The following is a 26714-nucleotide window of genomic DNA, read 5'->3' as shown; positions in this document are numbered from 1 at the left end:
CGGGACCTCGTACGGGGCCGGGTACCGCGTCTCGTACGGGGTCAGCACCAGCCGCACCACGTCCTCGAGGCGCCGCCGGGCGTCCCCGAGGGTGGTGCGGCCGGTCACCCAGGCGGTCAGCTCGCCCTGCCAGGCGTGGGCGACGATGTGCCGCACCAGGTCGCTCGCGGCGGCCGGCACCTCGGTCGTCACGGCTTGCAGGGCGGTGCTGTCGGCCCGGGCCATGCCTTGCAGGGCCTCGCTGGCGAACGGATCGGTGGAGGCGGCCACGGCCACCCTCAGCCGGGCGAGTTCGGGCTGCCGCTGGTAGGCCCGCATCCCGCCCCGGACGAACCGGACCGCCCGGTCGGTGGCCCCCGGCCCGGCTCTCGGCCCGCGCAGCTCGGCCACCAGGTCGGCCAGCAGGAGGCGATGCCACTCGGCGATCGCCGCCGCCAGGAGGTGGTCCTTGGAGGAGAAGTAGCGGTACGCCGTCCCCAGGGCGACTCCGGACCGCTCGCAGACCTGCTTCATCTGCATCCGCTCGACGCCGATCTCGTTCACCAGGGCGAGCGCGGCCGCGATCAGGCTTTCGCGGCGTTCGAGCTGACGCGGAGACATCGCCTCCACCGGCCGTGGTGACAGGTCAACCTTGGTCACCCGCACCATGATACGGGCCGGGGCCGCTCAGGAGTATGACGCCGTCCGGCCGCCTTCCGTTCGTCCTGGGGTCACCGGGGTACCGGGAGTGCCGGGTGTCACGAGGGGTCGCGGATCAGCGCCTCCTGGACGGCGGAGGCGACCAGTCGGCCGTCCAGGTCGTAGAACTCGCCGAGCGCCAGGCCCCGGCCGTCCGAGGAGGACGGGCTGCGCTGGGCGAACAGCAGCCACTGGTCGGCCCGGAACGGGCGGTGGAACCACATCGCGTGGTCCAGCGAGGCCATCAGCAGCCGGGGCGGTTCGGTGCGCTGGAAGAAGTTCGGCTGCATGTTCAGCCCGGCGGTGGAGGCCAGGGTGAGGTCGGACAGGTAGGTCAGCGCGCCGGCGTGCAGCAGCGGGTCCCCGTCCGGCAGCGGCGAGGCGGTGCGCATCCAGACGAACTGCTGCAGCAGTCCGGGGACGGCCGGCGGCAGCCCCGGGGCGTCCGCCGGGACGAAGCGCACGTCGAGGTCGCGGAAGCCGCCGTCCGCGGCGAGCGCCCGGCGGACCTGCTCGGGCAGCCCGGCGACGGAGTTCGGCAGCGACTCCGGGTGGGGCAGCGTCGGGACCTCGCGCTGGCGGTCGGCGGCCGGCTCGGGGTGCTTGAAGGAGACCGAGAGGGTGAAGACCTCGTGCTCCTGCTGGAGCGCCGTCACCCGGCGGGTGGTGTAGGACGTGCCCTCGCGGACCCGCTCGACCAGGTAGTCGATCGGCCGGGCGGGGGAGCCCGGCCGCAGGAAGTAGCCGTGCAGCGAGTGCACCGGGCGCCGGTCCGCGCAGGTTCGGCCGGCGGCGACGAGCGCCTGCGCGGCGACGTGGCCGCCGAAGGCACGCATCGGGGCGCCGGCGTGGCAGCGGCCCCGGAACGTGTTCTCGTTCAGCTGCTCGATCTCCAGCAGCCCGGCGAACGAGGTGGCCGGGCTGGGCTCCTGTTCGGCCGGGATGCGCTGTTCAGTCAGGTCTGTCACGGGCCAATAGTGGCAGAAGCCAACCGTGTGGCGATGTGACCCGGGTAACGTCCGGATGCTTGGAAATCGGATAGAACACGTTTCACTTCAGCCAGTGGCCCACAGATCTGTCAGTGCCCTCACCTAGCGTGCTCGGCATGACGCAATCCGCACACGCGTACGCCTATCTGCGTCCTTCGGCCGTCCTGGACGGCGCCGACGGACGCAGCCTCGACCTGGCCACCTCCGGCGGCGCCACCCCGCTCGGATCCGCCGCCAACCCGCGCTTCTTCGCGGGCTTCCTGGCCGATCCGGCGCCGGCCGCCGCCGCGCTGCTCGCGGTCGCGGACGTCGCCGCCGCGCGCTACTACCAGCCGCAGCTGCGCGCCTCGCTCGACCCGGTGGTCACCGCCAACGGGGACCGGCTGCGCTTCGAGTCCTTCTCGGGCTGCTGCGGCGTCTACGCCCGGCTCGACGTGCTCCGGGCCGGGCTCGACGGGGACGAGATCGGCCACGGCACCACCAACGTGGACGTCAACAACCCGCTGCGGGAGGCGCTGACCAGGATCGGCCCCGCCGACCCGCTGCACCTCGCGGTCGGGCCGGACGCGCTGGAGGTCACCAGCTTCGACGGGCCGCTGGTCGAGAAGAAGGTCCCGCTGCCGGAGCGCTGGCTGCGCGGCTTCGCCGAGACCCAGGTCGTCGCCGCCGGCTTCGAGCCGCGCGCCGAGCTGCCCGCCGCCGAGGCGGTCCGGTTCCTGCGCTCGCTGCCGCGCGCCGGGCGCGGCGGGCGGGCCGGCGCCGGCTGGGTCGTCCCGGCCGGGACGACGCTGCGGCCGACCACCCGGCCGGTGCCCGGCGCGGTCTGCCTGCCCGGGCCCGAGCGGCTGGTGGCGCTCCAGCGGGTGCTGCGGCACGCGCTCGCCCTGCGGGTGTACGGGCCGGTCGCGGCCGGGGAGCCGACCGCCTCCGCCTGGGAGGCGGTGCTGCCCGGCATGCGGCTGACCCTGACGCTCTCGCCCGACGCCTCCCGGGGCTTCTCCGGCGAGGGCGGGGTGCTCGACTCGCTCGCCACCGGGACGGCCGAGCGGGACGCCGAACTGATCGCGGTGCTGCTCGCCTGGGAGCCCCGGATCGAGGTCGGGGACCTCGCCGCCCAGTCCGGACTGAGCCCCGAGCGGGTCCGCGCCGCGCTCACCCGGCTGGGCACCGCCGGGCAGATCGGCTACGACACCGCCGAGGCCGCCTACTTCCACCGGCAGCTCCCGTACGCCGCCGGGCGGGCCGAGGCGGCCAACCCGCGGCTGCGGGCCGCCCGGGCCCTGGTCGAGGCGGGCGCGGTCCGGCTGGAGGAGGGCGGGGCGACGGCCGTCGTCACGGTGGACGACCACATCCAGCGGGTGCGGACGGACGCGTCGGGACGGCTGAGCTGCACCTGCCTGTGGTGGGGCAAGTACCGGGGCGGACGCGGGCCGTGCAAGCACGCACTGGCGGTCGGGATGGTGCGGGAGTCGGCCGCGGGGGCGAAGGGGGCCGGAGCGTGAGCACGACGGCGGGTACCGGCGGGCAGGGGCCGGTCGACGAACTGCTGACGGCCGTCCGGTCCGGACGGCTCGCGCGGATACCGGAGCTGCTGGCCGCCCTGGATCCGGCCCAGCGGCGGTCCGGCCTGGCCGCCCTCAAGGAGCTGCGCAAGGAGTTGCGGCAGGACTGGTCGCGGGAGGCGGCCGAGGCCAGGGGGCGACTGCTGGTGGCCGGGCTCGGCTGCCACGCCGGCCCGGCCGGCGCCGCCGTCTGGCTGGCCGGCAGCGACTTCGCCGACCGCCCGTGGGCCCGTAACTCCGTGCTGCACCAGGTCGTCGAGGCGCAGCCGCTGGAGTGGCAGGTCGAGGTGGTCACCAGGCTCGCCGCCCGGCCGGCACGCAACCAGGGCTGGTCGATGTACCCGGTGATGGAGGCCGTGGTCCGGCGCACCGGCTGCGAGGTGCCGCGCGGCGAGACCTTCGTCCGGGGCTGGATGGACCGCGTGAACGACTTCGGCAGCGGCGGCGCGCGCCCGACGCTGGCCGAGAAGCTGCGCCAGGACGCCCTCACGCCGGTGCTGCTGCCCGAGCTGCTCGAACTCGCCGACATCAGCTGGCCGCTGACGTTCCGGCACAGCCCGCGCCCCGGCGACGTCTGGACCGAGGCGATCGGCGAACTGGCCGCGGCCGGCGTGGTCGACCGGACCGAACTGCTCGACCGTTGCCTGGCCCGGCTGCTGCGCGGCGGCAAACCGGGCGACCAGCGGGCCTGCCTGGAGGCGCTGCGGGCGCTCGACCCGACGCCGGCCGAGTACGCGGCCCGGGTGCGCGACCTGGTGGCGCTGCTGGACGGCCAGTCGGTGCTCGCCGGGCACGCCCAGGAGGTGCTCGCCGGGCTGGACGAGGCCGGCCTGATCGAGCCCGAGGTGCTCCCCGAGGCCTCGGCGGTGGTGCTGTTCCGGACCGAGAAGAAGCTGGTCCGCGCCCAGCTGGCCTGGCTGGACAAGGCGGCCCGGCGCGCGCCCGACCGCTCCGGCCCGGTGGTGCTGGCCGCGGCCGAGGCCTTCGGGCACCTCGACGCGGCCCTCCAGGAACGGGCGCTGAACGTGGTGGCCCGGCACCTGAAGGCGGCGGGGGAGGCGGTGGTGGCGGAGCTGCGGACCGCCGCCGAGGCCCTGAACCCGGCCCACCACCGGCGCGCGGGCGACCTGCTCGGCGCGCCGGTCGGGGGTGACGAGGACGACCCGGACGCCGGGTGGAACGCCTTCCTCCCGCCCGCGCCCGAACCGCGCCCGCTCGGCGCGCCGATCGGCTCGGCGGTGGAACTCGCGGAGGAGCTGTCCGCCCTGCTCGCCTCGGGCGAGCCCGCCGTGGCGGACTTCGAACGGGTGCTGGACGGGCTGGTCCGGCTGAGCCGCCTGGACCGGAAGGCGCTGGCCGAGGCGGTGGAGCCGGTCCGCCGGGTGCACCCGTGGAACGGCACCAACAGTGGGGGCGACTGCATGCCCCGGGAGATCCTCTACGTGGTGGCCGCGGTGGCCGGAGAGACGCCGCCGTGGAAGGTCTGGGACTACCTCGGCCGCAAGGGCCGCTCCGTGCTGCGCGGAGCGCACACCACCGTGCACGGGGCCGTCCTCGCCGCCCGCTTGGAGGAGGCCGCCTGGCAGGTCGACCAGGCCCGGCTGCCGTACCTGCTCGCGACGCCGACCGACGCCACCGGCGCGATGGACGCGGCTGTGCTGGTCGAGCGGATCGCCGGGTACGAGGCGGCGGGCGTCACGCCGGGAAAGGCCGACCTGTCCCAGGCCCTGCTGCGGGTCGACGTGCGGGTGGAGGAGGCGGTGCTGAAGGCCGCCGAGGCGCTCACCTCCCCGGCCGGGCGGTGGCTGGCGCACTGGCTGCGCACCGGCGGCCTGCCCGGGCAGCCGTCCGAGCGGGTCCTGTTCGCGCCCGGCAAGGGGGTGCGGCGCACCAACGCGTACGGGGACCGCTGGTGGGAGGACGTCGAGCGGATCGCCGTCGCCCAGCCGGGCATCGGCGCCGGACCGAAGGGGCCGGGCGGCGAGCGGCTCACGGCCGAGCCGCGGGCCCTGCTGGACGGCACCGAGCCCAGCGTCGCCCGGGCCCGCAAGGTGCACGGCTGGACCTGGCGGCCCGTCGCGCACTGGTTCGCGATGCTCCCCTGGCACCGGGAGGAGCTGGCCGCGCGCTGGCTCGACCCCTTCGCCGAGGGCGCCGACCGGGACGAGCGCGGCGCCGCCCGCTACCTCCCGCTGCTCGCCGAGGCCGGCGGCCCGGCCGGGCTCGCACTGCACCTCGCGCTGGCGTACGGCCTGGGCGCCCGGCACGCCGAGGACCGGACGGCGGCGGTGGACGCCCTGCTGGTGCTCGCCGCGCGCGGCGACCTGGACGGCGCGCTGCTCGGCCGTGAGCTGGGTGCCCTGGTGGCCTGCGGCACGGTGCTGGCCGGCCGGCTCGGGGCGGCGCTCACCACGGCGGCGGAGACCGGCGCCCGGGCGACGGTCTGGTCGGTGCTCGCGGCGGCCCTGCCGGGCCTGCTGGGGGAGGCCGACCAGTCGACGCGCGGGCTGGGCGACCTGATCGCGCTGGCCACCGACTGCGCCCGGCGCACCGGGGCCCGCGGGCCGGTCGCCGAGGTGACGGCGGCGGCCGAGCGCGGGGGCTCGGGCCGGGTGGTCAAGGAGGCCCGGGCGCTGCGGGACGTGCTCGCGGGCTGAGGGGGTGGATGCCGGCCGGCGGTGGACGGGTGCCGGCCGGCGGCGGATGGGTGTCGGCTGATGGCGGACAGATGTCGGCTGACAACTTTCAGCGAACAGATTTTGAAATCTGTTCGCTGAAAGTTGTCGTCTGTTCGCGCGCCTCGGCCGCCCCCGTGGCCGCCTCCTCCTGCCGCCGTTCGCCGGCCAGGGGCGGGATGCCGCGCGGGGCGGCGACGGCGCGCCACCACAGGCGCAGGGCGGGCGGGGCGGCGGGCTCGAAGGGCTTGCCGGGACGGGGCACCGCGAGCCGGGCGCCGAGCGCCTGGGCCGCGGTGACCACCCGCTCGGCCGGCTCGTCCCAGGGGTGCAGCGCGAGGTTGAAGGTGCACCAGTGGATCGGCAGCAGCAGTTCGCCGCCCACGTCCAGGTGCGCCCGCACGCCCTCCTCGGGGGTCATGTGCACCTCGGGCCAGAACTCGCTGTACGCGCCGACCTGCATCATCGTCGCGTCGAACGGGCCGAACCGGCGGCCGATCTCGGCGAAGCCGGGGAAGTAGCCGGTGTCCCCGCTGTGGAAGATCCGCCGCCCGCCACCGGCGACCACCCAGGACGCCCACAGGAACAGCGTGCTGGTGCGCGGTCCCCGGCTGCAGTAGTGCCGGGCCGGCGTGGCGGTCAGCGTCAGCCCGGCGACCTCGGCCGACTCCCACCAGTCCAGTTCGACGATCCGCGCGGCCGGTACGCCCCAGTGCTCCAGGTGCGCCCCGACCCCGAGCGGGACGGCGAACACCGCGCCCGTCCCGATCAGCGCCCGGACGGTGCCCATGTCGAGGTGGTCGTAGTGGTCGTGGGAGACCACCACCACGTCCACCGGCCCGAGTTCGGACAGCGGCAGCGGAACCGGGTGCAGCCGCTTGGGGCCGGTCCAGGAGAAGGGGGAGCAGCGCTCGCCCCAGACCGGGTCGAGCAGGACCCGTCGTCCGCCGATCTCGGCCAGGACCGTGGCGTGCCCCAGCCAGGTCAGCCGCAACCCGGACTCCGGCGGCGCGGCGAGGTCGCCCGGGAGCAGCCGGTGCACCGGCACGGCGGCGGTCGGCGCGCGGCGGGTCTTGTCCCCGGCCAGCTGGGCGCGGGTGATCTCCAGCGGGCTGCGCTCGTACACCAGGCGGCGGGTGGGCACCGGGTTGCGGAAGGCGCCGTCGGCGAACTGCGGGGAGCGGCGGATGCGGGCCAGCCGCTCGCCCCGGGGCTCGGCGCCGAAGGCGTCGGTCCGGATCCGGTGCCAGGCGGCCCGGGGCAGTCCGGCCAACCCGGGTACGGCGCGCTCGGCGGCGGGGTCGGCGGACGGCGGGGCGAACAGCGCGGACAGACCGGCGAGGCGGGAGAACCACGGGGCGGGGCGGGGCACGGTTCCTCCAGGGACGGTCACGGCTACCGGGCGGGCCGGGGCGCGCAGCGCAGTGGCGGGTGGGGCTGCTGCGATACGACAACCATCTCGTCGGAGATTACTCGCCATGGGCCGTCCGGACCTGGTGGAGAGCCCGGCGCGGTCCAATCGGCGTACCCGGGAGGGCGGCGCGGGCCGGTGCCCGGGCGCCGTCCCGCTCTCTCCCCCGGGGGGACTTCTTCGGCCCCGGCACGGGCCCCGCCCGGGTCAGGCGTAGAAGCGGGTGATCGTCTCCGCGACGCAGTGCGGCTTGGCGCTCCGCTCGCTGGTCACGGTGAACCGCACCACCGCCTGGATCCCGCCCGGCACCTCGGTGGCCGAGAGCAGCTCGGCGGTGGCCCGGATCGCCGTGCCCACCGGCACCGGCGCCGGGAACCGCACCTTGTCGGAGCCGTAGTTCAGCGCCATCCGCACGCCCTCGACGGCGTAGCACTCCTTCGCCAGCACCGGGATCATCGACTGGGTCAGGTAGCCGTGCGCGATGGTCGAGCCGAACTGGCTCTCCTTGGCCCGCTCCGGGTCCACGTGGATCCACTGGTGGTCACCGGTCGCCTCGGCGAACAGGTCGATCCGCCGCTGCTCGATGGTGTGCCACTGACTGGTGCCCAGTTCGGTGCCGACGGCGGCGGTCAGCTCGGCGAGGGAGGCGAAGGTCGTCACGGTGCGCTCCTGGTGGGGACGGGCCCGGGGAGGGGTCAGGACGCCGGAAGCGTATGCCTACCCACCGGTATCTGTCAGGAGCCGAACGGAAAACCGGTGTTCACGGGCCCGGCGCTCACCGGCCCGGTGCTCGGCTGCCGGCGCGTCCGGTGGCCCGGGACGCCCGGCCCGGTCGGGAACAGCCGGCGGCCGCTGACCAGCTCCGGGACCAGCGCGACGAACAGCGGCTCCGGATCGCCCACCCACGGCCGCAGACCGGACCTCAGCACCCGTCTGACCTGCTCGGGGTCGCTCACCACGTCGGCCCGCCCGTGCACCAGGACGCTCCACCCGGTGCGGGTGACCGGGTCCAGCAGATCCGCCTGGAAGGCCACCACCGTGCCGTCAAGCCCGCGCGCGGTGCCACTTCCCCGGCGTACGGCGAGCACCAGCCGCCCGTCCAGGACCTCGAAGGAGACCGGCAGGACGGCCGGCAGCGCGTGCTCGGTGTACACCACGCGCCCGACGGGCACGGTGCTGAGCAGCCGCAGGCACTCGGCCTCGCTCAGGGTCTCCACACGGTCCTCACGCTCCATGCGTCCGATCGTCCTCGGTCGGTGCGCGCACGGATAGGGCCCATGGTCCCTGAGCGGACGGGCCGGGAGCCCCGTCGGCGACCGCTCGGGGCGGTAGCCTGCCCGGCGGGTGGAGAAATGGTGCAGGAGGGGGACGGCCGGATGGCGGGCGGGGTCGATCTGGTGGTGATCGGGGCGGACGGCGGGCCCGACCGGGCCTTCGGGGGTGCGGCGCTCGCGGCGGACGGCGCCCGGCTGCTCGCCGACGTGCTGCCCGGGATGTGCTTCGACACCGGCGCGGCCGGCTGCCGGGTCACCACGGTGCCGCCGGACGCGGACGCCAACGCGATGCTCACCGCCGTCCGGGACGCCGCCCAGCACCCCGGCCGCTGGCTGCTGGTCTGCCTGGTCGGCCAGCTGGTGGTCGATCCGCGCGGGCGCCGGCTGGCCCTGGTCACCGCCGGCAGCACCGCCGACAACGCCTACCGCCGGGGCCTGGCCTGGGACTGGGTGGTCAGTGCGATGGTGCACGGGGACCAGGAGGAGGCGCTGCTGCTGGTCGACGCGGTGGTCGACCGCGACGCCTGGGCGGCGCTGGAGCGCGGCGAGGACGGCGCGGGCGAACTGCTGAGCTACTCAAGGGTTCCGCTGTGGGGCCGGATCGGCCGCCACTCCCCGGGCAGCCGCTACGCCCCGGGCAGACGCGGCCGGGACGCCGTCCTGCCGGGCGGGGAGGGCTCGTTCAGCCGGGCCCTGACCGCCGTCCTGCGCCAGGGCGTCCCGGGTGCCCCCGCGGCCGTCGCCCCGCTCGATCTCCAGCCGGCCGTGGCCGCGCTGACGGACGGTGGGGAAGTGTCCGGTAGTTCGGGTGCGCCTGGCGCGCGCCTGCTCGTTCCGCCGCACGCCGGGCGGCTCCTGATGCGCAATCGGGCCGCGGTTCGGGGCGCATTGGCCGGATTGTCGCTTTCCGAGGAACTGTTGGCCGTTCTGTGGCGGGAAAGCGCCCCGACGGAACCTCCTTCCGCGTAAGGTCAGGGGGCCTGAGGTGTTGCCGTGATGGGGTGGGTTGGCGAAGAATCGATCCCCAGCGGAAACACCGGTGGGACGGCGGAATTCTCCTGGCGGCCGTGGATCACGGATCAGGTCGGTCGCAACGAGGTGGGGCCATGCGGCAGCGCGGAAATGTGTTGCTCCCTGGGGCGGTTGGAGTCGGTGGGGCGGTTCTGGTGTTGCTGCTCGGTGCTTGTGCGAGCGGTGGTGCGGGCGGTTCCGTCGATCGCATCGGGTCGGCCGCGCCCACTGTCGCGGGAGTGGACCCGCTAACTCCTTCGGGTGGTTCGGTAAACGGCTCGATCGCGCCGACCAGCGGTCCGGAAGGGGCCATGGGACGGCTGGCCCTGAAGACCTATCAGGACTGGTGGCAGGCCCAGGCCCAGGTCTTCGGACGTTCGGATTCGGACGGTTACGCACTTGAGCAGTACTCTTCCGGGCGCGCCCTGTCCGACAGCCTGGTCAGCCTCCGGCAACTGCGCGACGCCAAAGTGGTGATGACCGGGACGCCGCGCAATTCCGCGGTGGTCAAGGCCATTGATCTGAAAGCCGATCCGCAGACCGCCGTGATCGAGGACTGCGTCGACCTGTCCGGCTGGCACCGCGTCGACGCCGTCACCGGGGCCGCCAAGGATCCCGGAGCACGTCTGAACCGGTACGTCGGAACCGCTTCCCTGCGCTGGTTCCAGGCACATTGGTTGATCTACGACTTCAAACGGGAGGTGGACCGGACATGCTGAACGCGCGGAAACCGGCCCGGCGAATCGCGATCGCCGCGTCGATGTCGGCCGGGTTGCTGCTGACCTCGGCGGTCAACGCGACCGCGGACGAACCGCCGAGCGGCGGCGCCGAGCAGTGCTACCCGAACGTCATCTGCATAGACGTCAATTCCGGCGGATCGACCACGTCGCCCGGCGGACCGAAGCCCGGCGGTGGCGGCGGTTCGGACACCGGCCCGCAGCTGTGCAGCTACCACGAGGTCGCGTGGGCCTGCCACGACCCCCAGCTGGGCTGGTTCAACAGCGACAAGGGGTGCTACTTCCGCGCCCTGGACAACCCGCCGCCCGCGGGCGACCCGGCGTGGGACGGCCACGACCCGAAGGACGGCTCCCTCTACACCAAGGTCTGTCCGCAGACCGACGGCGGCCAGGGCGGCGCCGAGATCGTCTTCGAGGCCACCGCGCCGGGCGGGCAGAACGTCAACGCGGAGGCCATGGCCATCCAGCGGGCCTACGACCAGGTCCGCTTCCGGCCGCCGGTGGGCCGCGCCGCTCCGCAGACCACGGCGGTGGTCAACGCCCCGGTCTGGCTCTGGGCGGACGACGCCGCGCTGCCCGCACCGGGCAGCGCGTCGGTCGGGGGCATCTCGGTCACCGTCACGCCCCGGCTGCTGAAGGCGGACTGGAGCTTCGGCGCGCACCTCCAGACCTCCTGCACCACGACCGGAACGCCGTACGACCCCAAGTACGGCGACGCGAAGTCCCCGGACTGCGGCTACGAGTTCAGGACCAGCTCGGCCGGTGAGAAGAACAGCGTTTTCAGCGCCACGGTGACGATGCACTGGGAGGCCGCCGTGGTGGTCACCGGAGGGCCGAACCCGCGGAAGTTCACGATCCCGGGCATCAACCAGAGCAGCAAGCCCTTCGAGCTCAGGGTCGCCGAGATGCAGGTGCTCAACTGAGCGCGGTCCGGTGACCGAGCTCCGGTGATCACCCGCAAGTGATCGCCCGCAAGTGACCGCACACAAGTGACCGTGCCGGTACGGCGATTCGCACAACGACCAGCCGGACGAGCCAGAGACGAACGAGGGAAGGGCGGAACCCGGTGGAGAACCGTACGTTCGCGACGCCGGGATCCGGCACCTCCGCGGGCGCGGCGGCGTCCGTGGCGCTCCCGGAGCAGCCGGAGCAGACAGGTCCGGGCAACGGCCGGGGCCGGGCGGCGCCGCACGCGCCCGGGCGGACCATGGGGGCGCGCCGGCGGCGCCCGGCGGTGCTGGCGATGGCGGTCGCGCTGATCGCGGCCGGCGGGCTGGGCGGGGCCGTGCTCTACAACAGCACCGGCCAGCGGGTCGCGGTGCTGGCGCTGGCCCGGGACGTGCCGTGGGGGCAGGTGATCACCGAGGACGACCTGGTGGTCGCCCGGATCGCGGGGGACCCGGCGCTGCGCCCGGTGTCGGCCCAGGACCGCGCGAAGGCGGTCGGCATGCGGGCCGCGACCGACCTCAAGCGCGGTGCGATGCTCACTGGTTCCGACCTCGCGCAGGGCCTGTCGGTGCAGCCCGGGCAGATCGTGGTCGGGGTGTCGGCCAAGCGCACCCAGCTGCCCGCCAGCCGGCTCCAGCCCGGTGTGCAGCTGGTCGTCGTCTTCACCCCCGACAACGGCCGGGCCGACTCGCTGCCGGCCACGGTGATCACCGTCGGCCGGGTGGACACCGACGGCAGCCAGGTGATCGACGTGGCGGTCGGTACCGCGGACGGGCCCCGGCTGGCGCAGTGGGTGGCGAGCGGGCGGATCCAGGTGCTGCTCGCGCCGCGCGGTGCGGCGGGTGCCCCAGGCGGCGGCACCGCGCCGGTCCCGGCGCCGAGCGGTGCGCCCTCGGCCGCCGCCACCGCACCCGGGGGCGCGGCGCCCGGGGCCACCACGCCGGGCCCCGGCGGCGCCGCCTCCGGGGCCCCGGCCGCGACGGGCGGCGCCTGATGGCCGTGATCGCGGTGGTCGGCGGCCCGGGCGCACCGGGAGCGACCACCACCGCCCTGGCGCTGCTGCTGTCGTGGCCGCTGTCGCCCGGCCGGCGGATCCTGCTGGTCGAGGCCGACCCGGACGGCGGCGCGGTGCTCGCCGGCGCCCTGGAGGGCCGGGTCGAGGCGGTGTACGGGCTGCGCAACCTGGCCGTCGCCGACCGGCGCGGACTGCTCACGCAGACCATCTGGGAGCAGCTGATCGACCTCTCGCCCGAGGGCAACGCCGAACGGCTGCTGCTGCCCGGGCTGACCGACCCCACCCAGGCGCCCGGCCTCGCCTACACCTGGGAACCGCTCGCCGAACTGCTGCACGGCGTGGAACGGCAGGGCTACGACGTCATCGTGGACCTCGGCCGCTCCGGGGCCACCGGCCACAGCGCGGTGCTCGCCCGCCGCGCCGACGCGGTGGTGGCGACGGTGCGCACCACGCTGCGCGGGCTGAGCTCGGTCCGGCCCCGGCTCGCCGCCCTGACCGAGGACCTGGCCACCGCCGGCACCGGCGCGGACGCGCTCGGACTGCTGCTGGTCGCCGAGGGGCCGTACACGAGGGCGGAGGTGACCCGCGAGCTCGGGCTGCCGGTGCTCGGGGTGCTGCCGCACGCCACCCGGACGGCGAAGGTGCTCTCCGACGGCGGGGACACCGGCGACCGGCGGTTCATCCGCTCGGAGCTGATGCGCACGGCGCGGTCGGCGGCGGACGAGGTGCAGCTGCTGATCCGCCGACGGCGCCAGCGGCTCGCGCCGGGCGCGGCGCAGGACGCGGCGCCGGCCCGGTTGACGGCGGGCGGCCCGGCGGCGGCCCCGGTCGCGGCGGCGGTGCCGATGCCGCCGGCCCCGACGGCTCCGGTGCCGGCCCCGCCGATACCGACCCCGCCCGTGCCGATGGCGCCGCAGCCGTCGGTGTCCGTGCCCGTTCCCGGGGCCGGGCCCGTGCCGTCGTCCGGTCCCGTGCCGTCGTCCGGGGTGGGGCCGGTTCCTCCGCCCGCGTCCGCGCCGGGCCCGTACGGGCAGTCGGCCTACGGGACGGGCGGCCAGTCCGACCACGGGCAGCCGGGGTACGCCCAGCCGGGATACGGTCCGGGCGGCCACGGCCCGTCGCCGTACCCGCCGGGAGGGTACGGCACGGCGGCCCACGGCCGGACCGTGCACGGCCGGTCCGGCTACGGGACGGCGGAGGGCGAGCAGCCCTCGTACACCCCGCCGCAGCCCGTCCCGCCGGTGATCACCACCGGCCCGGTGGCGCCGCTGGCCGGGCTGGCCCCGCAGCCGGCCGCGCCGGCGCCGTTCCCGGCGCACGTCCAGTCCGCCCCGTACGGCGAACCGGAAGACCAGTACCCGCTCCAGCAGCCGATGGTGACGCATCGTCAGGACGATACGGGCGGGCCGTACCCGAACAACCCCGGGGAGGTGCTCCGTGCGCGGTAGCCCCCTGCACCAGCGTCCCGCCTCCGATCCGGCCGCGCTGCCCTGGGCCGCGCCGCCGCCCGGACCGGTCGTCCCGCCGCACGGGTACCGGCCGGGACCGGTCGCGCCCCAGCCCGCCCCGGCGCAGCCCGTCGTGCCCCAGCCCGTTCCGCCCGGCGCGGCCGGGCCCGCCGCCGTGCCCTCCCAGCTGCCCTCGCTGGACCTGCGCGGCTCCGCCACCCGGCCCGCCGTCGACCCGCAGGTCGCCCGTGAGCTCAAGCGCCAGGTCGCGGCCGAACTGCACCAGCAGATCACCAGGTTGACCGCCGCCTCCGGCTCCGATCCGGACCGCGCCACCCGCCGCCAGCGCGGCCGGGCGCTGATCGAGGAGGCCGTCGCCCGGTGGTCCGACGCCTATGCGCAGACCCACGGCATCCCGCCCACCCGCGAGCAGGACCGCGCCCTCGCCGAGGCCGTCTTCGACCTGCTGTTCCGGGCCGGCCGGCTCCAGCCCTACCTGGACGACCCGGAGATCGAGAACATCCTGATCAACGGCTGCGACGACGTCTGGGTCTCCAAGGTGCACCAACCCCTGCGCCAGGTACCGCCGGTGGCCGAGAACGACGCCGAACTCATCGAACTGCTCCAGGACCTGGCCCGCCAGCACGGCGGCGGCGAGCGCAGCCTCTCCACCGCCAGCCCGACCCTCGCGCTGCGCCTGGAGGGCGGCATGCGCCTCCAGGCGCTCACCGAGGTGACGCCCCGCCCGTACATCGCGATCCGGCGCCACCGGGTGGCCTCGGCGACGCTGCCCGAGATGGTCGAACTCGGCACCCTGGACGCCACCCTGGCCGCCTTCCTGGCCTCCGCGATCCGGGCCCGGAAGAACGTGATGATCACCGGTACCCAGGGCGTCGGCAAGACCAGCCTGCTGCGTGCGATGGCCGCCGAGATCCCGCCGGACGAGCGGATCGGCACCCTGGAGTCCGAGTTCGAACTCTGGCTGCACACCCTCGGCCACCTGCGCCAGGTCGTCCCGATGGAGGCCCGCGAGGGCAACGGCGAGCGCGTCGAGGGGCGCCTGGCCGGGGAGTTGACCATCGGCGACCTCATTCCGGCCGCGCTGCGCATGACGCTCTCCCGGATCATCGTCGGGGAGGTCCGCTCCGGCGAGGTCGTCCCGATGCTGCGGGTGATGACCAACGGCGAGGGCGGCTCGATGTGCACCCTGCACGCCCGCGGCCCGCACATGGTCGTCGACCGCATCGCCGAACTCTGCCTGGAGTACGGCTCGCACATGACCGACTCGCTCGCCTACCGGCTCACCGCCAACGCCCTGGACCTCATCGTGCACGTCACCATGGTCGACGAGACCGCCGTCGGCGGCCGCCGGCACCGCTTCGTCTCCCACGTCCTGGAGGTCACCGGCCTCGGGGAGAGCGGCCGGCCCGCACTGAACACCGTCTTCGGCCCCCGGCCGGACCTCGGCGAGCCGCGGGCCGTCCCGCACACCCCGCCGCAGTGCCTGGACGACCTGCGCCGGGCCGGCTTCGACGCCTCGCTGCTCGGCTCCCGGTACGGGAGCTGGGCCACCCCGCTCCAGCTGCGGATCGGCGGTGGCGCGCGGTGATGCTGCTCTTCGCCCTCTGCGGACTGGCGGTCGCGGGCGGCCTGGTCGCCCTGGTGGCCTGGGCCCGCGGCAGCGAGCCCGGCGCCGAGGACGGGGCCGAGCGGGAGCCCAACCCGCTGGCCGGCCGGATCCACGTGTTCTGGTACGGCGCCCCCGGGACGGCCGCGCACCGGATGGTGCGGCTGCGCCGCGTCCAGCTGCCGCTCGCGCTCGCCGGCGCGCCGCTGGCCTGGCTGTTCACCGGCATCCCGCTGACCTCGCTGCTGGTGCCGCTGGCCGTCTTCGGGCTGCCCTGGCTGTTCGACACCACCCGCCCGGACACCCACCGGATCGAGCGGCTGGAGGCGCTCTCCGAGTGGACCCAGCGGATCGCCGACGTGCTGCTGCTCGGCGTCGGCCTCAACCAGGCCATCGTCACCAGCCGCCGCACCGCCCCGGCCGCCCTGGAGGACGAGATCGGTGAGCTGGCCGCCCGGCTGCAGGCCCGCTGGCGGCCCGAGGAGGCGCTGCGCGCCTTCGCCGACAGTCTCGCCGACGCCACCGCGGACAAGGTGCTCGCCGCGCTCGTGCTGCGGGCCGGGGACAGCGGCCCCGGCCTGGCCCGCACGCTCTCCGACATGGCCGACTCGGTGCGCGAGGAGGTCCGCCAGCGCCGCGCCATCGAGGCGGACCGGGCCAAGCACCGGACCACCATCCGCTGGCTGGTCGGCATCATCGTGCTGGTCGTCACCGTCGGCTCCTTCAACACCGAGTACACCCGGCCGTACGGGACCTTCCTCGGTCAGGTGGTGCTCGCCGTGGTCGCCGCCCTGTTCGTGGCGATCATCGCCTGGATGCGGGCGCTGGCCTCCCACCCGCCGGTGCCCCGGCTGCTGACGCCGGACCGGCGCAGCAGGAGCGGGCGCCGGTCCGCCGCACCGGCGGCCGCGCCGGAGCCGGCCGAGCAGCTCGGGGAGGTCCGGTGATCTCGCCCTGGTCCGTGCTGGCCGGCGCCTTCGCGGCCGGCGGCCTCGCCCTCCTGGTCGCCGAACTGCGGCCGGCGCCACCGGACCTGCGCCAGGCGCTGGACCGGCTGCACGCCACCCCCGCCGACCGCGAGCAGGACCCGGACGAGCGGCCCCGCTGGTACGACCGGATCGGCGAGCGGTCCGTCCACCTGCGCGGGGTCTCCGTACCGCGCCGTGAACTCGCCCTGATCGGCCGCACCCCGGCCCGGTTCATGGTGCACAAGCTGCTGTTCGCCGCGCTCGGCCTGCTGCTGCCCGCCTACCTGGGGGCGATGGCCGTGCTGATGGACACCGGCCTGCCGTTCGCGCTGCCGCTGGTCGCCGGGCCGCTGCTGGCCGGGCTGCTCTGGTTCGTCCCGGACGCCGTGGTGCGCGGCGAGGCCAAGGAGGCGCGCACCGAGTACCTGCACGGCATCGCCGCCTACCTGGAACTCGTCGCGATGGAGCGGGCCGCCGACTGCGGCCCCGCCGAGGCGCTGCGCCGGGCCGCCGCGGTCGGGCAGGGCACGGTGTTCCGGCGGATCCGCGACGCCCTGGAGCGCGCGGCCACCGACCGGCTCCCGCCGTGGGCCGGACTCGACGCGCTGGCCGAGGAACTGGGGCTCAGCCCGCTCCAGGACGTGGCCGACATCATGCGGCTGTCCGGCACCGACGGCGCCGCCGTCTACGACACCCTGCGGGCCCGCGCCAAGGGCCTGCGCGGGGAACTGCTCGCCGAGGACCTCGCCCGGGCGAACGCCGACAGCGAACGGATGGTCGCGCCCGGGGCCGCGCTGACCCTGCTGATGACCGTCCTGATCGTCTTCCCCGCCCTGCACCAGATGCTCAACTGACCGTGCTCCACGGCCGCGTACCGTCCCCGACCAGACCTCGCAAGCCCGACCCGCCAGTTCAGAGCAGCCGGCACCACCACACCACACCGCCACATCCCCGGGAGAACCCGATGACCGCACGACTCGCCCACCTGGCAGACCGGGTGCTGCGACCCGCCCTGCTACCGGTCCAGTTCGCACTGATGCTGTTCACCCTGCGGCTCGGCCGGCTGCGGGCCGCCCGGGCGCGCGGCGACCGTGGTGCGATCAGCATCGAACTCGCCCTCGCCATCATCGCGTTGGTCTTCGTTGCCGGTGCCGTGGCGACGGCGCTCTACCTGCTGAAGGACAAGGTCGTCAAGAAGGTCGAGCAGGACCCGAACATGCCGGGCGGCGCGGGCGCGGGCGGCGCCACCCAGTGATGCGTCCTGCTCTCCGCCGCAGGGGCGACCGGGGGTCGATGAGCGTGAGCCTCGCCATCGTCTTCCCAGTCGTCCTGCTGCTCCTGCTGCTCGTCGTCCAGGCCGCGCTGCTCTGGTACGACCGGCAGGTCGCGCTCACCGCGGCCCGCGAGGGTGTGGACGCCGGACGGGTGCAGAGCAGCGCGACGGACGGCGAGAAGAACGAGGCGGCCCAGCGGCAGGCCCGCGACTTCCTCGACCGGCAGGGCGTGCGCGGGTACGTGGTGCGGACCGACGGCAGCACGGCCCAGACCGTCCGGGTCACCGTGGAGCTGACCCCGCCGCTGCTGATACCCGGGCTCAGGGCGCCCACCGTCACCCAGTTCGCCGAGGCGCCGCGCGAGCGCTTCGTGGCGCCGGCGGTGAAGCCGTGAGGAGTGAACCGCGGGCACCCGGCGGGTGGCGGCGGCCGTCGCGGCCGCCGCGGCGGCGGTTCTGGTCGCGGCCGCGCAGGCGGGACCGCGGCGGGATCGCGATCGAAGCGGCGATCGTCGTACCGGGGGTCGTCGGACTGGTCCTGGTGGCCATCGCCGCCGGTCGGGTGCAGACCACGGCCGGCACCGTGGAGGCCGCCGCCCGGGCCGGGGCCCGGACCGCCTCCCTGCAGCGCAGCGTGGACGGGATGGACCAGCCGGCCAGGGAGTCCGCCCTCGCGACCCTGCGCCAGCAGGGCGTGTCCTGCCGCAACGGGGACGTGCGGGTCGGCAAGGGGGAGTTGAACCTGCCGGGCGGACCGGCCACGACCGTCACCGTCACGGTGATCTGCGACGTGGAACTGGCCGACCTGCTCGGCGGACCGTCCGGGGTACCCGTGACGAAGCACCTCGTCGGCGAGTTCACCTCGGTGGTGGACCGTTACCGGGGCACATGACGGCGCGCGGCGCCGTCGCCCGGAAGACGGGGGATTGGAGACGGCCCGTGCGGGGGAGACGCAAGCGGAGAGCGCCCGGGGGATGACACAGCGGTACCGAGTGGCGCCCGGTGGGGGCCGGTGGGGAGAACAGCGTGCGAAGTGGGGGGAGGGGACGGGAGTGGTGAGCCGTCTGTGGCGACGGCCGTCGGCGCGCCGGTCCGACCGGGGCGCGGTGGCCCTCTTCGTGGCGATCTGCGCGGCCTACGTCGTGCTCGTCATCGCCCTGGTGATCGACGCCGGCGGCCGGCTGCGGGTCGCCGAGCGGACCGACGCCTACGCCCTGGAGGCCGCGCGGGTCGGCGGCCAGCAGCTCGACCGGGCGGCCGTCCTGCGGGGCAAGGGCTTCAAGGTCCAGGAGAATTACGTCCGGGACGCCGCCGACGCCTATCTGCGCCTGTACGGCCTGCACGCGGGCGACATCGAGTTCTCCGGTGACGGCAAGGTCGTCACCGTCACCGTGCAGGCCGACTACCGCCCGGTGCTGCTGGGCGCCCTCGGGCAACGGAAGGTAACGGGCAAGGGCAGTGCGACCCTCGTCCACGGAGTCGAGAAAGCGGAGACCGACTGATGGCCGCGCCACGTGCCAAGGACCAGGCCCGTACCGCCCAGGCCCGCAACGGCCGGGCCGGGACGTCCCATCGCGCCGGCGGCGCCCGAAGGCCCGCCGCCCCGGCGCCCCGACCACCCCGCGGGCGCGGCCGTGCCGTGATCACCGCGCTCGGCGCGCTGGTCACCCTTCTCGCCCTGCTGTTGGGCGTCCCCGCACTGCTGCTGTACGGCACCCAGGCGGTCGCCGGGATGGGCGAGGTCGCCTCGGGCGGGGTGGGCGAGGCGCTCACCAGCCCGGACGACGGAAGCCTGTTCCTGTGGGCGCTGGTGGTGGTCGGCTGGCTCGCCTGGGCCTGCTTCGCGCTCTCCGTCCTGCTGGAGATCCCCGCCCAGCTACGCGGCCGGATCGCCCGCCGCATCCCGGCCTTCGGCTGGAGCCAGCGGATCGCGGCCGGACTGGTCGGCTCGGTGCTCGCCCTGCTGCCGGTGGCCGGCTCGGCCTTCGCGGCCGTCCCCGACGCCGCCCACGGCCCGGTCGTCCAGGCACAGTTGACGCCGGGCGTGCAGCGCGCCGCACTGCCCGCCGCGCCGGCCGCACCGGCCCCGACCCCGGCCGCCGAGCAGCAGAGCACCTACACGGTGCGCGACGCCCGGCCGGCCGACAGCCTGTGGTCCATCGCCGAGCGCCAACTGGGCTCGGGCGAGCGGTGGATGGAGATCGCCAAGCTCAACGAGGGCCGGGTGATGGGCGATTCGGGCGTCCGCTTCGACGCCGAACGGCCGATCCAGCCCGGCTGGGAACTGCTGATGCCGGCGGACGCCAAGCCGGACGAGGCGAGGACACCGGCTCCGGCCCCCGCGCCGGCTCCCTCCGGGGACGCGGCGCAGGGCACCCCGCAGGGGACGCCGCAGGGTGCCCCGCAGAACGTTCCGCAGTCCGGGGCGGAGGCCGGGGGGCCCGGTGGCGCCGGTGGCGCGGGCGGATCCGGCGGGCAGCGGACCGTCACCGTCCAGGCCGGGGACAGCCTGTCGGCCATCGCCCAGCGGGAGCTGGGGGACGGGGAGCAGTGGCCGAAGCTGTTCGAGGCGAACAAGGGGGCGCAGGCCCCGGACGGGGAGCAGCTGACGGACCCGGACGTGGTCGTGCCGGGGATGGTGCTCACGGTGCCGGGGGCAGGCGGTGCCGCACCGGCGCCGGCGCCCGCACCGGCTCCTGCCGACCAGGCCCCGGCACCCGCTCCGGCGCAGGGCGCTCCCTCGCAGGGCACGCCGCAGTCGGCCCCGGCGCCCGCGCCCACGCACGCACCGGCCCACGCGCCCGCCCCCGCCGCGCACGCCGACCCGGCCCCCAGCGACGACTACACCGTCGCGCTCTCGGCCTCCACCGTCGGCGTCCTGCTCGCCGCCATCATGGTCGGCGCCGTCGCCCACAAGCGCGGCGGCCAGCAGCGCGCCCGCCGCCCCCGGCACCGCATCGCGATGCCCGACGCCGAGGCCGCCGCCTTCGAGAACGAGCTGATGGCCCGGCAGGACCAGGCCGGACTGGAACTGCTGGACCGCGCCCTGCGCACCATGGCCCGCAACACCGTGCGCGGCGGCAAGCGGCTGCCCGCCATCGTCGCCGCCCGGATCACCCAGGGCCAGACCATCGAGCTGCACCTGTCCGGCCCGGCCACCCCGATCGCGCCGTTCCGCGCCGCGCACGCCGCCAACGTGTGGTGGTGCAGCGCCGACTCGGGCGACCTGCTCAGCCCCGGCCAGGCCCGGCGGACCGCCGCGCCGTACCCCGCGCTGGTCACCCTCGGCACCTCGCCGGACGGCTCGGTGGTCCTCGCCGACCTGGAGGCCGTCCGGCTGCTCCACCTGTCCGGCCACCCGGACGACGCCCGGGACGTGCTGCGCACCCTCGCCGTCGAACTGGCCCACAGCCCGCTGGCCGACCGGCTCCACCTGCACCTGGTGGACCTCGCCGAGGAACTGCCGATCAGCGGACCGGCCGCCGAACGGGTGCACCGCCACCCCACCCTGGAGGCCGCGCTCGCCGCCCTCGGCCCGCGCACCGCCAAGGCCCGCGCCACCCTGGTCGCCGCCGAGGCCACCAGCCCGCGCGAGGCCCGCAGCCGGGGCCAGGCCGACGAGTCCTGGACGCCCGAGATCGTGCTCTGCGCCCACCAGCCCGGCGGGGACGTCCCGGCCGAGCTCGGACGCCTGCTCGACGCCCGCCCGCGCACCTGCGTCGCCGTCATCACCCGCGCCCCGGAGCGCGGCACCGGCCCGGTCGCCCGCTGGACCCTGCCGACCTCCGGGCAGGCCGCGATCCCGGGCCTGCACCTCACGGTCGAGCTCCAGCGGCTCAGCGGCCACCAGTACGACCAGGTCGCCGAGCTGCTCCGGGCCGCCGACGACACCACCCAGCACCCGGCCCCGGCCTGGACCCTGGACGGGCCGGAGGACGACCCCGACACCGCCGAACTGCCGGCCGCCGTACCGGTGCTGGCCGCCGTCGGGGCTTCGGCTGTCGGGGCTTCGGTCGGCGGGTTGTCGGTCGGTGGGGCCTCGGCTGTCGGGGCCTCGGCCGGTGGTGCCTCGGTCGGCGGGGCGGAGGAGGGCGCGGACGCGGCCGCCGGTCCGCGGCTGCTCGCCCGGGTCATCGGCACCGGGGCCAGCCCGTTCGCGGGCACCGATCCGGTGACGCCCGCCCCGGGGCCCGCCGCCCTGCCGCCCGCGGCTTCGGCCGCGGTCCCGGCTCCGGCCCCAGCGCCGGTTCCGACCGGTCCGGCGCGGTTCGTCGTCAACGGGCAGGGGCGGCAGGCGGCCACCGACGAGACCACCCGGGACCTGCGGCGCCCGGGCCTGCCGGAGGGCGAGGGGGCGGACGAGTCGGGGGACACCCCCTCGGAGTCCACGGCGACGGTCGTGCTCGCCGTCCAGCCGGTCGTCCCGAAGCCCGTCGTCCCGCAGTCCGTCGTTCCGCAGTCCGTCGTTCCGCAGTCCGTGGTGTCGCCTCCCGTGGTGGCGGAGCCGGGGACGGCGGAGCCGACCGCGCCGGAGCGGGCCGAGGAGTCGGCGCCGTCGGCCGCGTCCGCCGCGGTGCCCGCCGTCGCCGCCGGGACCGGTCCGGCCGGGACCGCCGAGACGGCCGGGACCGCCGAGACGGTCGGGACCGCCGAGACGGTCGGGACCGCGGACCCCGCCGGTACGGGGGAGTTCGAGCCCGCCGTCGAACCGGGCCCCGCCGCCGTCGCCCCGGTCGCCCGGACCACCCCCGGGCGCAGCGACAGCGACGACCTGCTCGCCATCCTCCGCTCCCCGGAGGCGCACGCCGCCCGCAACGCCCCCCGGATCCGGCTGCTCGGCCCGGTGGACGTCGCGGGGGTCCTCGGCACCGCCGTCCCCGGCGCGCTGCCCCGGCTCACCGAGCTGGCCGTCTACCTGGCGCTGCGTCCGGGGTCGGACCGCCACGCGCTCGACCACGATCTGCACCCCGGCGCGGCGCACCTCGACCCGCACCCCACCGCGGCCGACGCCAAGAGTCCGGTGGTGGCCAAACTCGGCGACCTGGCCGCCTGGTTCGGCACCTCCCCGGAGGGCCGCGCCTTCCTGCCCACCGAGGGCACCGAGGGGTACTCCTTCGCCCCGGCGGTCACCTGCGACTGGGACGAGTTCCGCGGCCTCTACCGGCGCGGCATGCGCAGCACCAGTGCCACCGCCGACGCGGCCCTCGCCCACGCCCTGGCCCTGGTCCGCGGGGCGCCGTTCGCCGAGGCCCCGCCGGCCTCGTACGGCTGGGCCGAGGCCGAGCGGCAGGACATGATCGCGGCGATCGTCGACACGGCCCACGAACTGGCCGCCCGGCGTCTGCAGTACGGCGACCACCGCAGCGCCGAGGCCGCCGTCTTCCGCGGCCTCGCCGTCGCCCCGGACGTCGAACTGCTGCACCGGGACCTCTTCTACGCCTACGCCTCGGCCGGCGCCCGCGACCAACTCCTGCGCGCCGTCAACCGGTTGGACGCGCTCAGCCGCCGGACCGGCCGGGACCTGGACGCCGACACCGTCGCCCTGCTGCGGGACCTGCTCGCGGGTTCCTGAGGTGGATCGCCGACTGCCCGGCCACTCCCACGGGGGTGGCCGGGCAGTTGTGTTGACGGGCCGACGGCGGATGCGGCGGTCGTGTGGACATTCGGTACGGATGCGGTCGGTGGATCGATCGGTGGGCCGATCGATGGAGCGGCGGTCCGGAGTCCCGGCGGATCGGCGGGTCGGTGGCCGGTCAGACCGCCCGCAGCCAGGCGTCCAGGGCGGTGAAGTCCGCCTCGGTGAGCCCGCGTCGGGGATCCACCCGGTGGAGCAGGGCGCGGGCGGGGGAGTGGGCGGCGACCCAGCGGCGGTCGGGCTCGGTGATCTCGTCGTCCACCCAGGCGAACGGTCGCCCGTCCGCCCATGCGACCAGCGCACGGGTCTTCCAGTGCAGGCCGTCCGGCCCGTCCGGCCAGTTCGTGATGTCCGGCCGGTCCGTCGTCGCAGGGGCGTCCGGGGCGTCCATGGCACCCGTGTCGTCCACCGGCCAGTCCACGACGGGGAGCCGGGGCAGGCCGAGCCAGGGCGCGAGGCACTCGTTGGCGTCCTCCAGCCAGGTGGTGGCCCACACCGGCTCGCCCGGCAGGCTCAGCAGTCGCGGCCCCAACTCCGGGTTCACGCGGGCGATCAGCGGATTCCCGCCCATCGCCGTACCGGGCGGGACGTACGGGCTGCGGTAGGTGGGGTAGCCGCCGGGAGGAGGGTCGCCGAAGGGGATCAGCGGGCCGTCCACGTCGAGGAAGAGCAAGGGGCGATCGGCATCGACCATGACGGCACCTTAGCGGGGCGGCGCGGGTGGTGTGGTGCGCCGATCGGCCACCCGGCCTGGAACGGGTGAGCCGGGATCTCGTAGGGTGGCGCGCACGGAGTGTGGTGGCAGGCACCATACAGGCGAGGGCATCAGACGCCGCGGGAGCGGCGGGGCGGGGCGGTGACCAGGAGATGGCGGAGACGACAGCGGTTTCCGGAGGTCCCGACCCGGCCGGCGGCTCGGGGCCCTGGGACGCCGTACCGCCGCCCCCGCGCCTCCCGGCCGAGGAGCATCCGCCCGGCCCCGCGGCGCTGTACGAGCCGCCGCCGCCCCCGGCCGCCCCCGCCCCCGTTCCGGTCGCCGCTTCCGTACCGGGTGTTCCTCCGGGGGCCGTACCTGCTTCCGGGGCGGGCACGCAGGGGAGCGTGCAGCCGGTCGGACAGGCGCCCATGCCGCCGCCCGCGCCCCCGGCCGCACCGCCCGTTCCGCCCACCGGGTGGACCCTCACCGGCCTGCCCAGCGCCGGGTTCGCCTCCTCGGCGACCCCGCCGCCGTTCCCGGTCCAGAGCGCGACGCCGGCCACCGTCGGCGGTGCGGGCGGGCTCGGCGCGGGAGGCATCGGTGCGGGTGGCCTCGGTGCCGCGCCGCGCGGGCGGATCCTGGTGATCGAGGGCGGGTACGGCAACTCCGGCCGCCGCACCTGGGGCCGCGGCGGACCGGCCCAGGCGCCGGTGCTCTCGGCGATGCTCGCCGCCGTCTCGCCGCAGGTGCTGCTCGCGGCGGACGCGGTGGACGCCGTCCACCTCCCCGGCGCCGGTGACCCGCACACCGTCCTCGCCCACCTGCGCGCCGCCTCCCGCCACCCGGGACCGCTGCTGGTCCACCTGGGCGGCCACATCGTCGCCGACAAGCGCGGCGGGCAGCTCCAGCTGACCCTGCGCGACGCCAAGCAGGACGGCCTTCCCTGGCAGTCCGTCGCCGCCGAGCTGAGCCACCGTCCGGCGGAGTGGCAGACCCTCGTCATCGCCGATCTGAGTGCCGACCAGAACGCCTGGCCGTACCTCCAGGGAACCGTCTCCCCGCTCAGCGAGGGCATCCCGCTGTGGGCGGTGGTCAGCCCGGACCCGGAGCAGATCGGCACCTTCACCCGCGCGCTGATCGAGGCGCTGCACGGCGGACGGCCCGGCGCGGGCGAGGTGCTCGCGCCCGAGCAACTGCGGCAGCAGGTGTACTCGGTGCTGCGGCCGGACGTGATCGTCCTGGCCACCCACGCCCCGGACCGGCCGTTCTTCCGCAACACCGCCCGTCGCGGCGAGGGCCTGCCGGCCGACGTGCCGCCGGTGCCGGCCGCCGGCGTAGCGCTCTCCGACCTGCCGCCGCCCCTGGCGCCGCCGCTGCCGCGTCCGACGGAACCGCGGGACGCCGTCCCGGGGTGGCCGTCGCCGGTACCGGCCGCGCTGCCCGAGCCGTCGACCGCGGCCGTCGGCTCCCCGGCTACCGCGGGTGGTCCGGTCAGCCTGGTCAAGCCGGGCGTCCCGCCCACTCCGCCGCGACCGGCCCGCCCGGTGAGCCTGCTGAAGGCGGGCGGAACGGCCGAGGCGCCGGGCGTGACCCTGCGCAAGCCCGCCCCGGCCGACGCCGTGCCCGAGGACGGCACGCCCCCGGCGGGCGTCACGCTCCTCAAGCCCCGGCCGGAGCCCGCGGACGTCGCGGTCGCCGAGCCCGAACTCCCGCAGGAGGAAGCCGTGGTGGCCTCCGAGGCCGCGGCGGAGGCGGTCGAGGGGACGGCTGCGGAGACGACGGGGGAGACGACAGGGGAGACGGCCGGAGCGGCGGGCGGGGGCGCGACCGGGGAAGCCGTCGCGGAGGAGCCCGAGGCTGCGGAGGGGCCCGGGGCCGAAGAGGGCCCCGCGGTCACGGAGCAGCCCGGGGACGCCGTCCCGGAGGCTCCCGCGGGGGCGGAGGAGACGCCCGCCGAGGAGGCTCCCGCCGACGCCGTTCCGGCCGACGAGGCGCGGACGGAGGAGGAGCCTGCTGACGCCGTTCCGGCCGACGAGCAGCCCGCTGACGAGGCACCGGTCGACGCCGTGCCGCAGGGCGATGGACCGGGCGTCGAGGGACCGGCCGGCGAAGCGCCCGCCGACGCGCCGCCCGCCCCGGCCGACGCCCCGGCCGACAGTCCGACCGACAGCCCGGCCGGCACCGCTGCCGAAGCGTCGGCCGACGAGGCCGCTGCGGCCAGGCGGCCCCGGGAGGACTACCGCGAGGTCATCGGACGGATCGTCCGCAGCGCCGACGCCGGGGACCACGCCGCCGCCACCGACCTGGCCTTCGCCCTCGAACTGGAGGCGATCGCCGAGCACGGTGCCGTCTCCGAGCCGGTGCTGCAGGTCCGGCAGGTCCGGGCGCACGTCTGCCGACTCGCGGGCCGGTCGGCCGAGGCCGCGGAGATCTACCGCGAGGTGGCCCTGACGCTGCTCCGTTCCCAGGGGCCGGACCATCCGGAGACCCAGCGGGCGGCCACCAACGCCGAGGCCTGCTGGCGTGCGATCACGGACCGCGCGGAGGCCATCCGGATCGCCCCGGAGATCATCGAACTGCGCGCCCACCTCCCGGGCCCCGACGGCCGCAAGCTCCGTGCCGCCGAGCGCTACCTCGCCCAGCTGGCCGCTGCCGCCACCGGCTGACAGTCGGCGTCCGCCGGCCGCGTCCGCTGTTCCCCGCCGTCCGCCGACCGCCGTCCGCCGACCGCCGTCCGCCGTCCGCCGTCCGCCGACCGGCGGGGAG

22 protein-coding genes are annotated in these 26714 nt (G+C 76.1%); 16 read left to right on the top strand and 6 right to left on the bottom strand.

Translation table 11 applies throughout. The features are described from left to right. Together ACFWJ4_RS33240 and ACFWJ4_RS33235 are read right to left on the bottom strand one after the other, a co-directional pair. Window positions 1–639 (bottom strand): TetR/AcrR family transcriptional regulator (locus tag ACFWJ4_RS33240; RefSeq protein WP_380550769.1); only part of this gene is annotated, 639 nt, incomplete at its 3' end. Between the two features lie 98 nt (window positions 640–737). Next, window positions 738–1646, bottom strand: a complete 909-nt coding sequence (locus ACFWJ4_RS33235) for an acyl-CoA thioesterase (protein ID WP_380550766.1) — start codon at window positions 1644–1646, stop codon at window positions 738–740. A 137-nt stretch (window positions 1647–1783) separates the two neighbouring features. On the opposite strand from ACFWJ4_RS33235, the gene ACFWJ4_RS33230 reads away from it, so the two are divergent. Both ACFWJ4_RS33230 and ACFWJ4_RS33225 read left to right on the top strand, forming a co-directional pair. Then, complete coding sequence (locus ACFWJ4_RS33230; RefSeq protein ID WP_380358706.1) at window positions 1784–3169, top strand: SWIM zinc finger family protein; 1386 nt, start codon at window positions 1784–1786, stop codon at window positions 3167–3169. After that, window positions 3166–5886 carry a DUF6493 family protein gene (locus ACFWJ4_RS33225; protein ID WP_380550763.1) on the top strand — a complete coding sequence of 907 codons (2721 nt, stop codon included), beginning with the start codon at window positions 3166–3168 and terminating at the stop codon, window positions 5884–5886. Before ACFWJ4_RS33230 ends, ACFWJ4_RS33225 begins: the two co-directional genes overlap by 4 nt. Before the next feature lie 88 nt (window positions 5887–5974). Here the strand turns inward: ACFWJ4_RS33225 and ACFWJ4_RS33220 are convergent, their stop codons facing one another. From ACFWJ4_RS33220 to ACFWJ4_RS33210, 3 genes are all read right to left on the bottom strand, one after another. Further along, window positions 5975–7177: an MBL fold metallo-hydrolase gene (locus ACFWJ4_RS33220; protein WP_380550772.1), complete on the bottom strand. Its 1203-nt coding sequence runs from the start codon at window positions 7175–7177 to the stop codon at window positions 5975–5977. A gap of 345 nt (window positions 7178–7522) precedes the next feature. Then, window positions 7523–7975 (bottom strand): MaoC family dehydratase, encoded by a 453-nt coding sequence (locus tag ACFWJ4_RS33215; protein ID WP_359913279.1) that lies wholly within the window; start codon window positions 7973–7975, stop codon window positions 7523–7525. 74 nt (window positions 7976–8049) lie between these two features. Further along, window positions 8050–8550, bottom strand: a complete 501-nt coding sequence (locus ACFWJ4_RS33210) for a pyridoxamine 5'-phosphate oxidase family protein (protein WP_380550760.1) — start codon at window positions 8548–8550, stop codon at window positions 8050–8052. Window positions 8551–8667: 117 nt separating this feature from the next. On the opposite strand from ACFWJ4_RS33210, the gene ACFWJ4_RS33205 reads away from it, so the two are divergent. The 13 genes from ACFWJ4_RS33205 to ACFWJ4_RS33145 all read left to right on the top strand — a co-directional run bounded on the left by ACFWJ4_RS33205 (window position 8668) and on the right by ACFWJ4_RS33145 (window position 23188). Next, window positions 8668–9558, top strand: a complete 891-nt coding sequence (locus ACFWJ4_RS33205) for a hypothetical protein (RefSeq protein WP_359913273.1) — start codon at window positions 8668–8670, stop codon at window positions 9556–9558. A 137-nt stretch (window positions 9559–9695) separates the two neighbouring features. Further along, window positions 9696–10319: a hypothetical protein gene (locus ACFWJ4_RS33200; RefSeq protein WP_380550757.1), complete on the top strand. Its 624-nt coding sequence runs from the start codon at window positions 9696–9698 to the stop codon at window positions 10317–10319. Further along, window positions 10313–11260 carry a hypothetical protein gene (locus tag ACFWJ4_RS33195; RefSeq protein WP_359913269.1) on the top strand — a complete coding sequence of 316 codons (948 nt, stop codon included), beginning with the start codon at window positions 10313–10315 and terminating at the stop codon, window positions 11258–11260. Before ACFWJ4_RS33200 ends, ACFWJ4_RS33195 begins: the two co-directional genes overlap by 7 nt. Window positions 11261–11403: 143 nt before the next feature. Beyond that, window positions 11404–12279, top strand: a complete 876-nt coding sequence (locus ACFWJ4_RS33190; RefSeq protein WP_380550754.1) for an SAF domain-containing protein — start codon at window positions 11404–11406, stop codon at window positions 12277–12279. Then, window positions 12279–13748 (top strand): hypothetical protein, encoded by a 1470-nt coding sequence (locus ACFWJ4_RS33185; RefSeq protein ID WP_380550751.1) that lies wholly within the window; start codon window positions 12279–12281, stop codon window positions 13746–13748. Before ACFWJ4_RS33190 ends, ACFWJ4_RS33185 begins: the two co-directional genes overlap by 1 nt. Continuing rightward, a complete protein-coding gene (locus ACFWJ4_RS33180; RefSeq protein ID WP_380550748.1) occupies window positions 13738–15357 on the top strand; it encodes a CpaF family protein in 1620 nt (539 codons plus the stop codon). Before ACFWJ4_RS33185 ends, ACFWJ4_RS33180 begins: the two co-directional genes overlap by 11 nt. Then, entirely contained in the window at window positions 15357–16322 is a 966-nt protein-coding gene (locus tag ACFWJ4_RS33175) for a type II secretion system F family protein (RefSeq protein ID WP_380550745.1), read from the top strand. The genes ACFWJ4_RS33180 and ACFWJ4_RS33175 overlap by 1 nt, the downstream gene beginning before the upstream one ends. After that, complete coding sequence (locus ACFWJ4_RS33170; protein ID WP_359913793.1) at window positions 16319–17197, top strand: hypothetical protein; 879 nt, start codon at window positions 16319–16321, stop codon at window positions 17195–17197. The genes ACFWJ4_RS33175 and ACFWJ4_RS33170 overlap by 4 nt, the downstream gene beginning before the upstream one ends. Before the next feature lie 110 nt (window positions 17198–17307). After that, the gene (locus ACFWJ4_RS33165; protein WP_359913790.1) at window positions 17308–17598 is read left to right on the top strand and encodes a hypothetical protein; all 291 of its coding nucleotides are present in this window, start codon (window positions 17308–17310) and stop codon (window positions 17596–17598) included. 38 nt (window positions 17599–17636) lie between these two features. Beyond that, window positions 17637–18011 carry a TadE/TadG family type IV pilus assembly protein gene (locus tag ACFWJ4_RS33160; RefSeq protein ID WP_359913787.1) on the top strand — a complete coding sequence of 125 codons (375 nt, stop codon included), beginning with the start codon at window positions 17637–17639 and terminating at the stop codon, window positions 18009–18011. Between the two features lie 146 nt (window positions 18012–18157). Further along, window positions 18158–18508 (top strand): pilus assembly protein, encoded by a 351-nt coding sequence (locus ACFWJ4_RS33155; RefSeq protein ID WP_380550742.1) that lies wholly within the window; start codon window positions 18158–18160, stop codon window positions 18506–18508. Window positions 18509–18668: 160 nt separating this feature from the next. Further along, window positions 18669–19118 carry a TadE/TadG family type IV pilus assembly protein gene (locus tag ACFWJ4_RS33150; RefSeq protein ID WP_380550739.1) on the top strand — a complete coding sequence of 150 codons (450 nt, stop codon included), beginning with the start codon at window positions 18669–18671 and terminating at the stop codon, window positions 19116–19118. Next, on the top strand, window positions 19118–23188 hold the full coding sequence (locus tag ACFWJ4_RS33145; protein ID WP_380550737.1) for a LysM peptidoglycan-binding domain-containing protein: 4071 nt from the start codon (window positions 19118–19120) through the stop codon (window positions 23186–23188). The genes ACFWJ4_RS33150 and ACFWJ4_RS33145 overlap by 1 nt, the downstream gene beginning before the upstream one ends. A gap of 181 nt (window positions 23189–23369) precedes the next feature. On the opposite strand, the gene ACFWJ4_RS33140 is transcribed toward ACFWJ4_RS33145, so the two are convergent. After that, a complete protein-coding gene (locus ACFWJ4_RS33140) occupies window positions 23370–23945 on the bottom strand; it encodes a hypothetical protein (protein ID WP_380550734.1) in 576 nt (191 codons plus the stop codon). A 407-nt stretch (window positions 23946–24352) separates the two neighbouring features. Between ACFWJ4_RS33140 and ACFWJ4_RS33135 the strand changes: the two genes are divergently transcribed. Beyond that, entirely contained in the window at window positions 24353–26614 is a 2262-nt protein-coding gene (locus ACFWJ4_RS33135) for a hypothetical protein (RefSeq protein WP_380550731.1), read from the top strand. Window positions 26615–26714: the final 100 nt, after the last annotated feature.

The organism is Kitasatospora sp. NPDC127067, assembly GCF_042724755.1.
Lineage (GTDB): Bacteria > Actinomycetota > Actinomycetes > Streptomycetales > Streptomycetaceae > Kitasatospora > Kitasatospora lactacystinica.
Note: the sequence above shows the minus strand (reverse complement) of the source record. Positions and strands in the feature narration are given on the sequence as shown.

Coding starts and splice junctions, on each gene's coding strand:
- ACFWJ4_RS33230 (WP_380358706.1), top strand. CDS start 1,784: ATGACGCAATCCGCACACGCGTACGCCTATCTGCGTCCTTCGGCCGTC.
- ACFWJ4_RS33210 (WP_380550760.1), bottom strand. CDS start 8,550: ATGGAGCGTGAGGACCGTGTGGAGACCCTGAGCGAGGCCGAGTGCCTG.
- ACFWJ4_RS33205 (WP_359913273.1), top strand. CDS start 8,668: ATGGTGCAGGAGGGGGACGGCCGGATGGCGGGCGGGGTCGATCTGGTG.
- ACFWJ4_RS33200 (WP_380550757.1), top strand. CDS start 9,696: ATGCGGCAGCGCGGAAATGTGTTGCTCCCTGGGGCGGTTGGAGTCGGT.
- ACFWJ4_RS33195 (WP_359913269.1), top strand. CDS start 10,313: ATGCTGAACGCGCGGAAACCGGCCCGGCGAATCGCGATCGCCGCGTCG.
- ACFWJ4_RS33185 (WP_380550751.1), top strand. CDS start 12,279: ATGGCCGTGATCGCGGTGGTCGGCGGCCCGGGCGCACCGGGAGCGACC.
- ACFWJ4_RS33175 (WP_380550745.1), top strand. CDS start 15,357: ATGCTGCTCTTCGCCCTCTGCGGACTGGCGGTCGCGGGCGGCCTGGTC.
- ACFWJ4_RS33165 (WP_359913790.1), top strand. CDS start 17,308: ATGACCGCACGACTCGCCCACCTGGCAGACCGGGTGCTGCGACCCGCC.
- ACFWJ4_RS33160 (WP_359913787.1), top strand. CDS start 17,637: ATGAGCGTGAGCCTCGCCATCGTCTTCCCAGTCGTCCTGCTGCTCCTG.
- ACFWJ4_RS33145 (WP_380550737.1), top strand. CDS start 19,118: ATGGCCGCGCCACGTGCCAAGGACCAGGCCCGTACCGCCCAGGCCCGC.
- ACFWJ4_RS33140 (WP_380550734.1), bottom strand. CDS start 23,945: ATGGTCGATGCCGATCGCCCCTTGCTCTTCCTCGACGTGGACGGCCCG.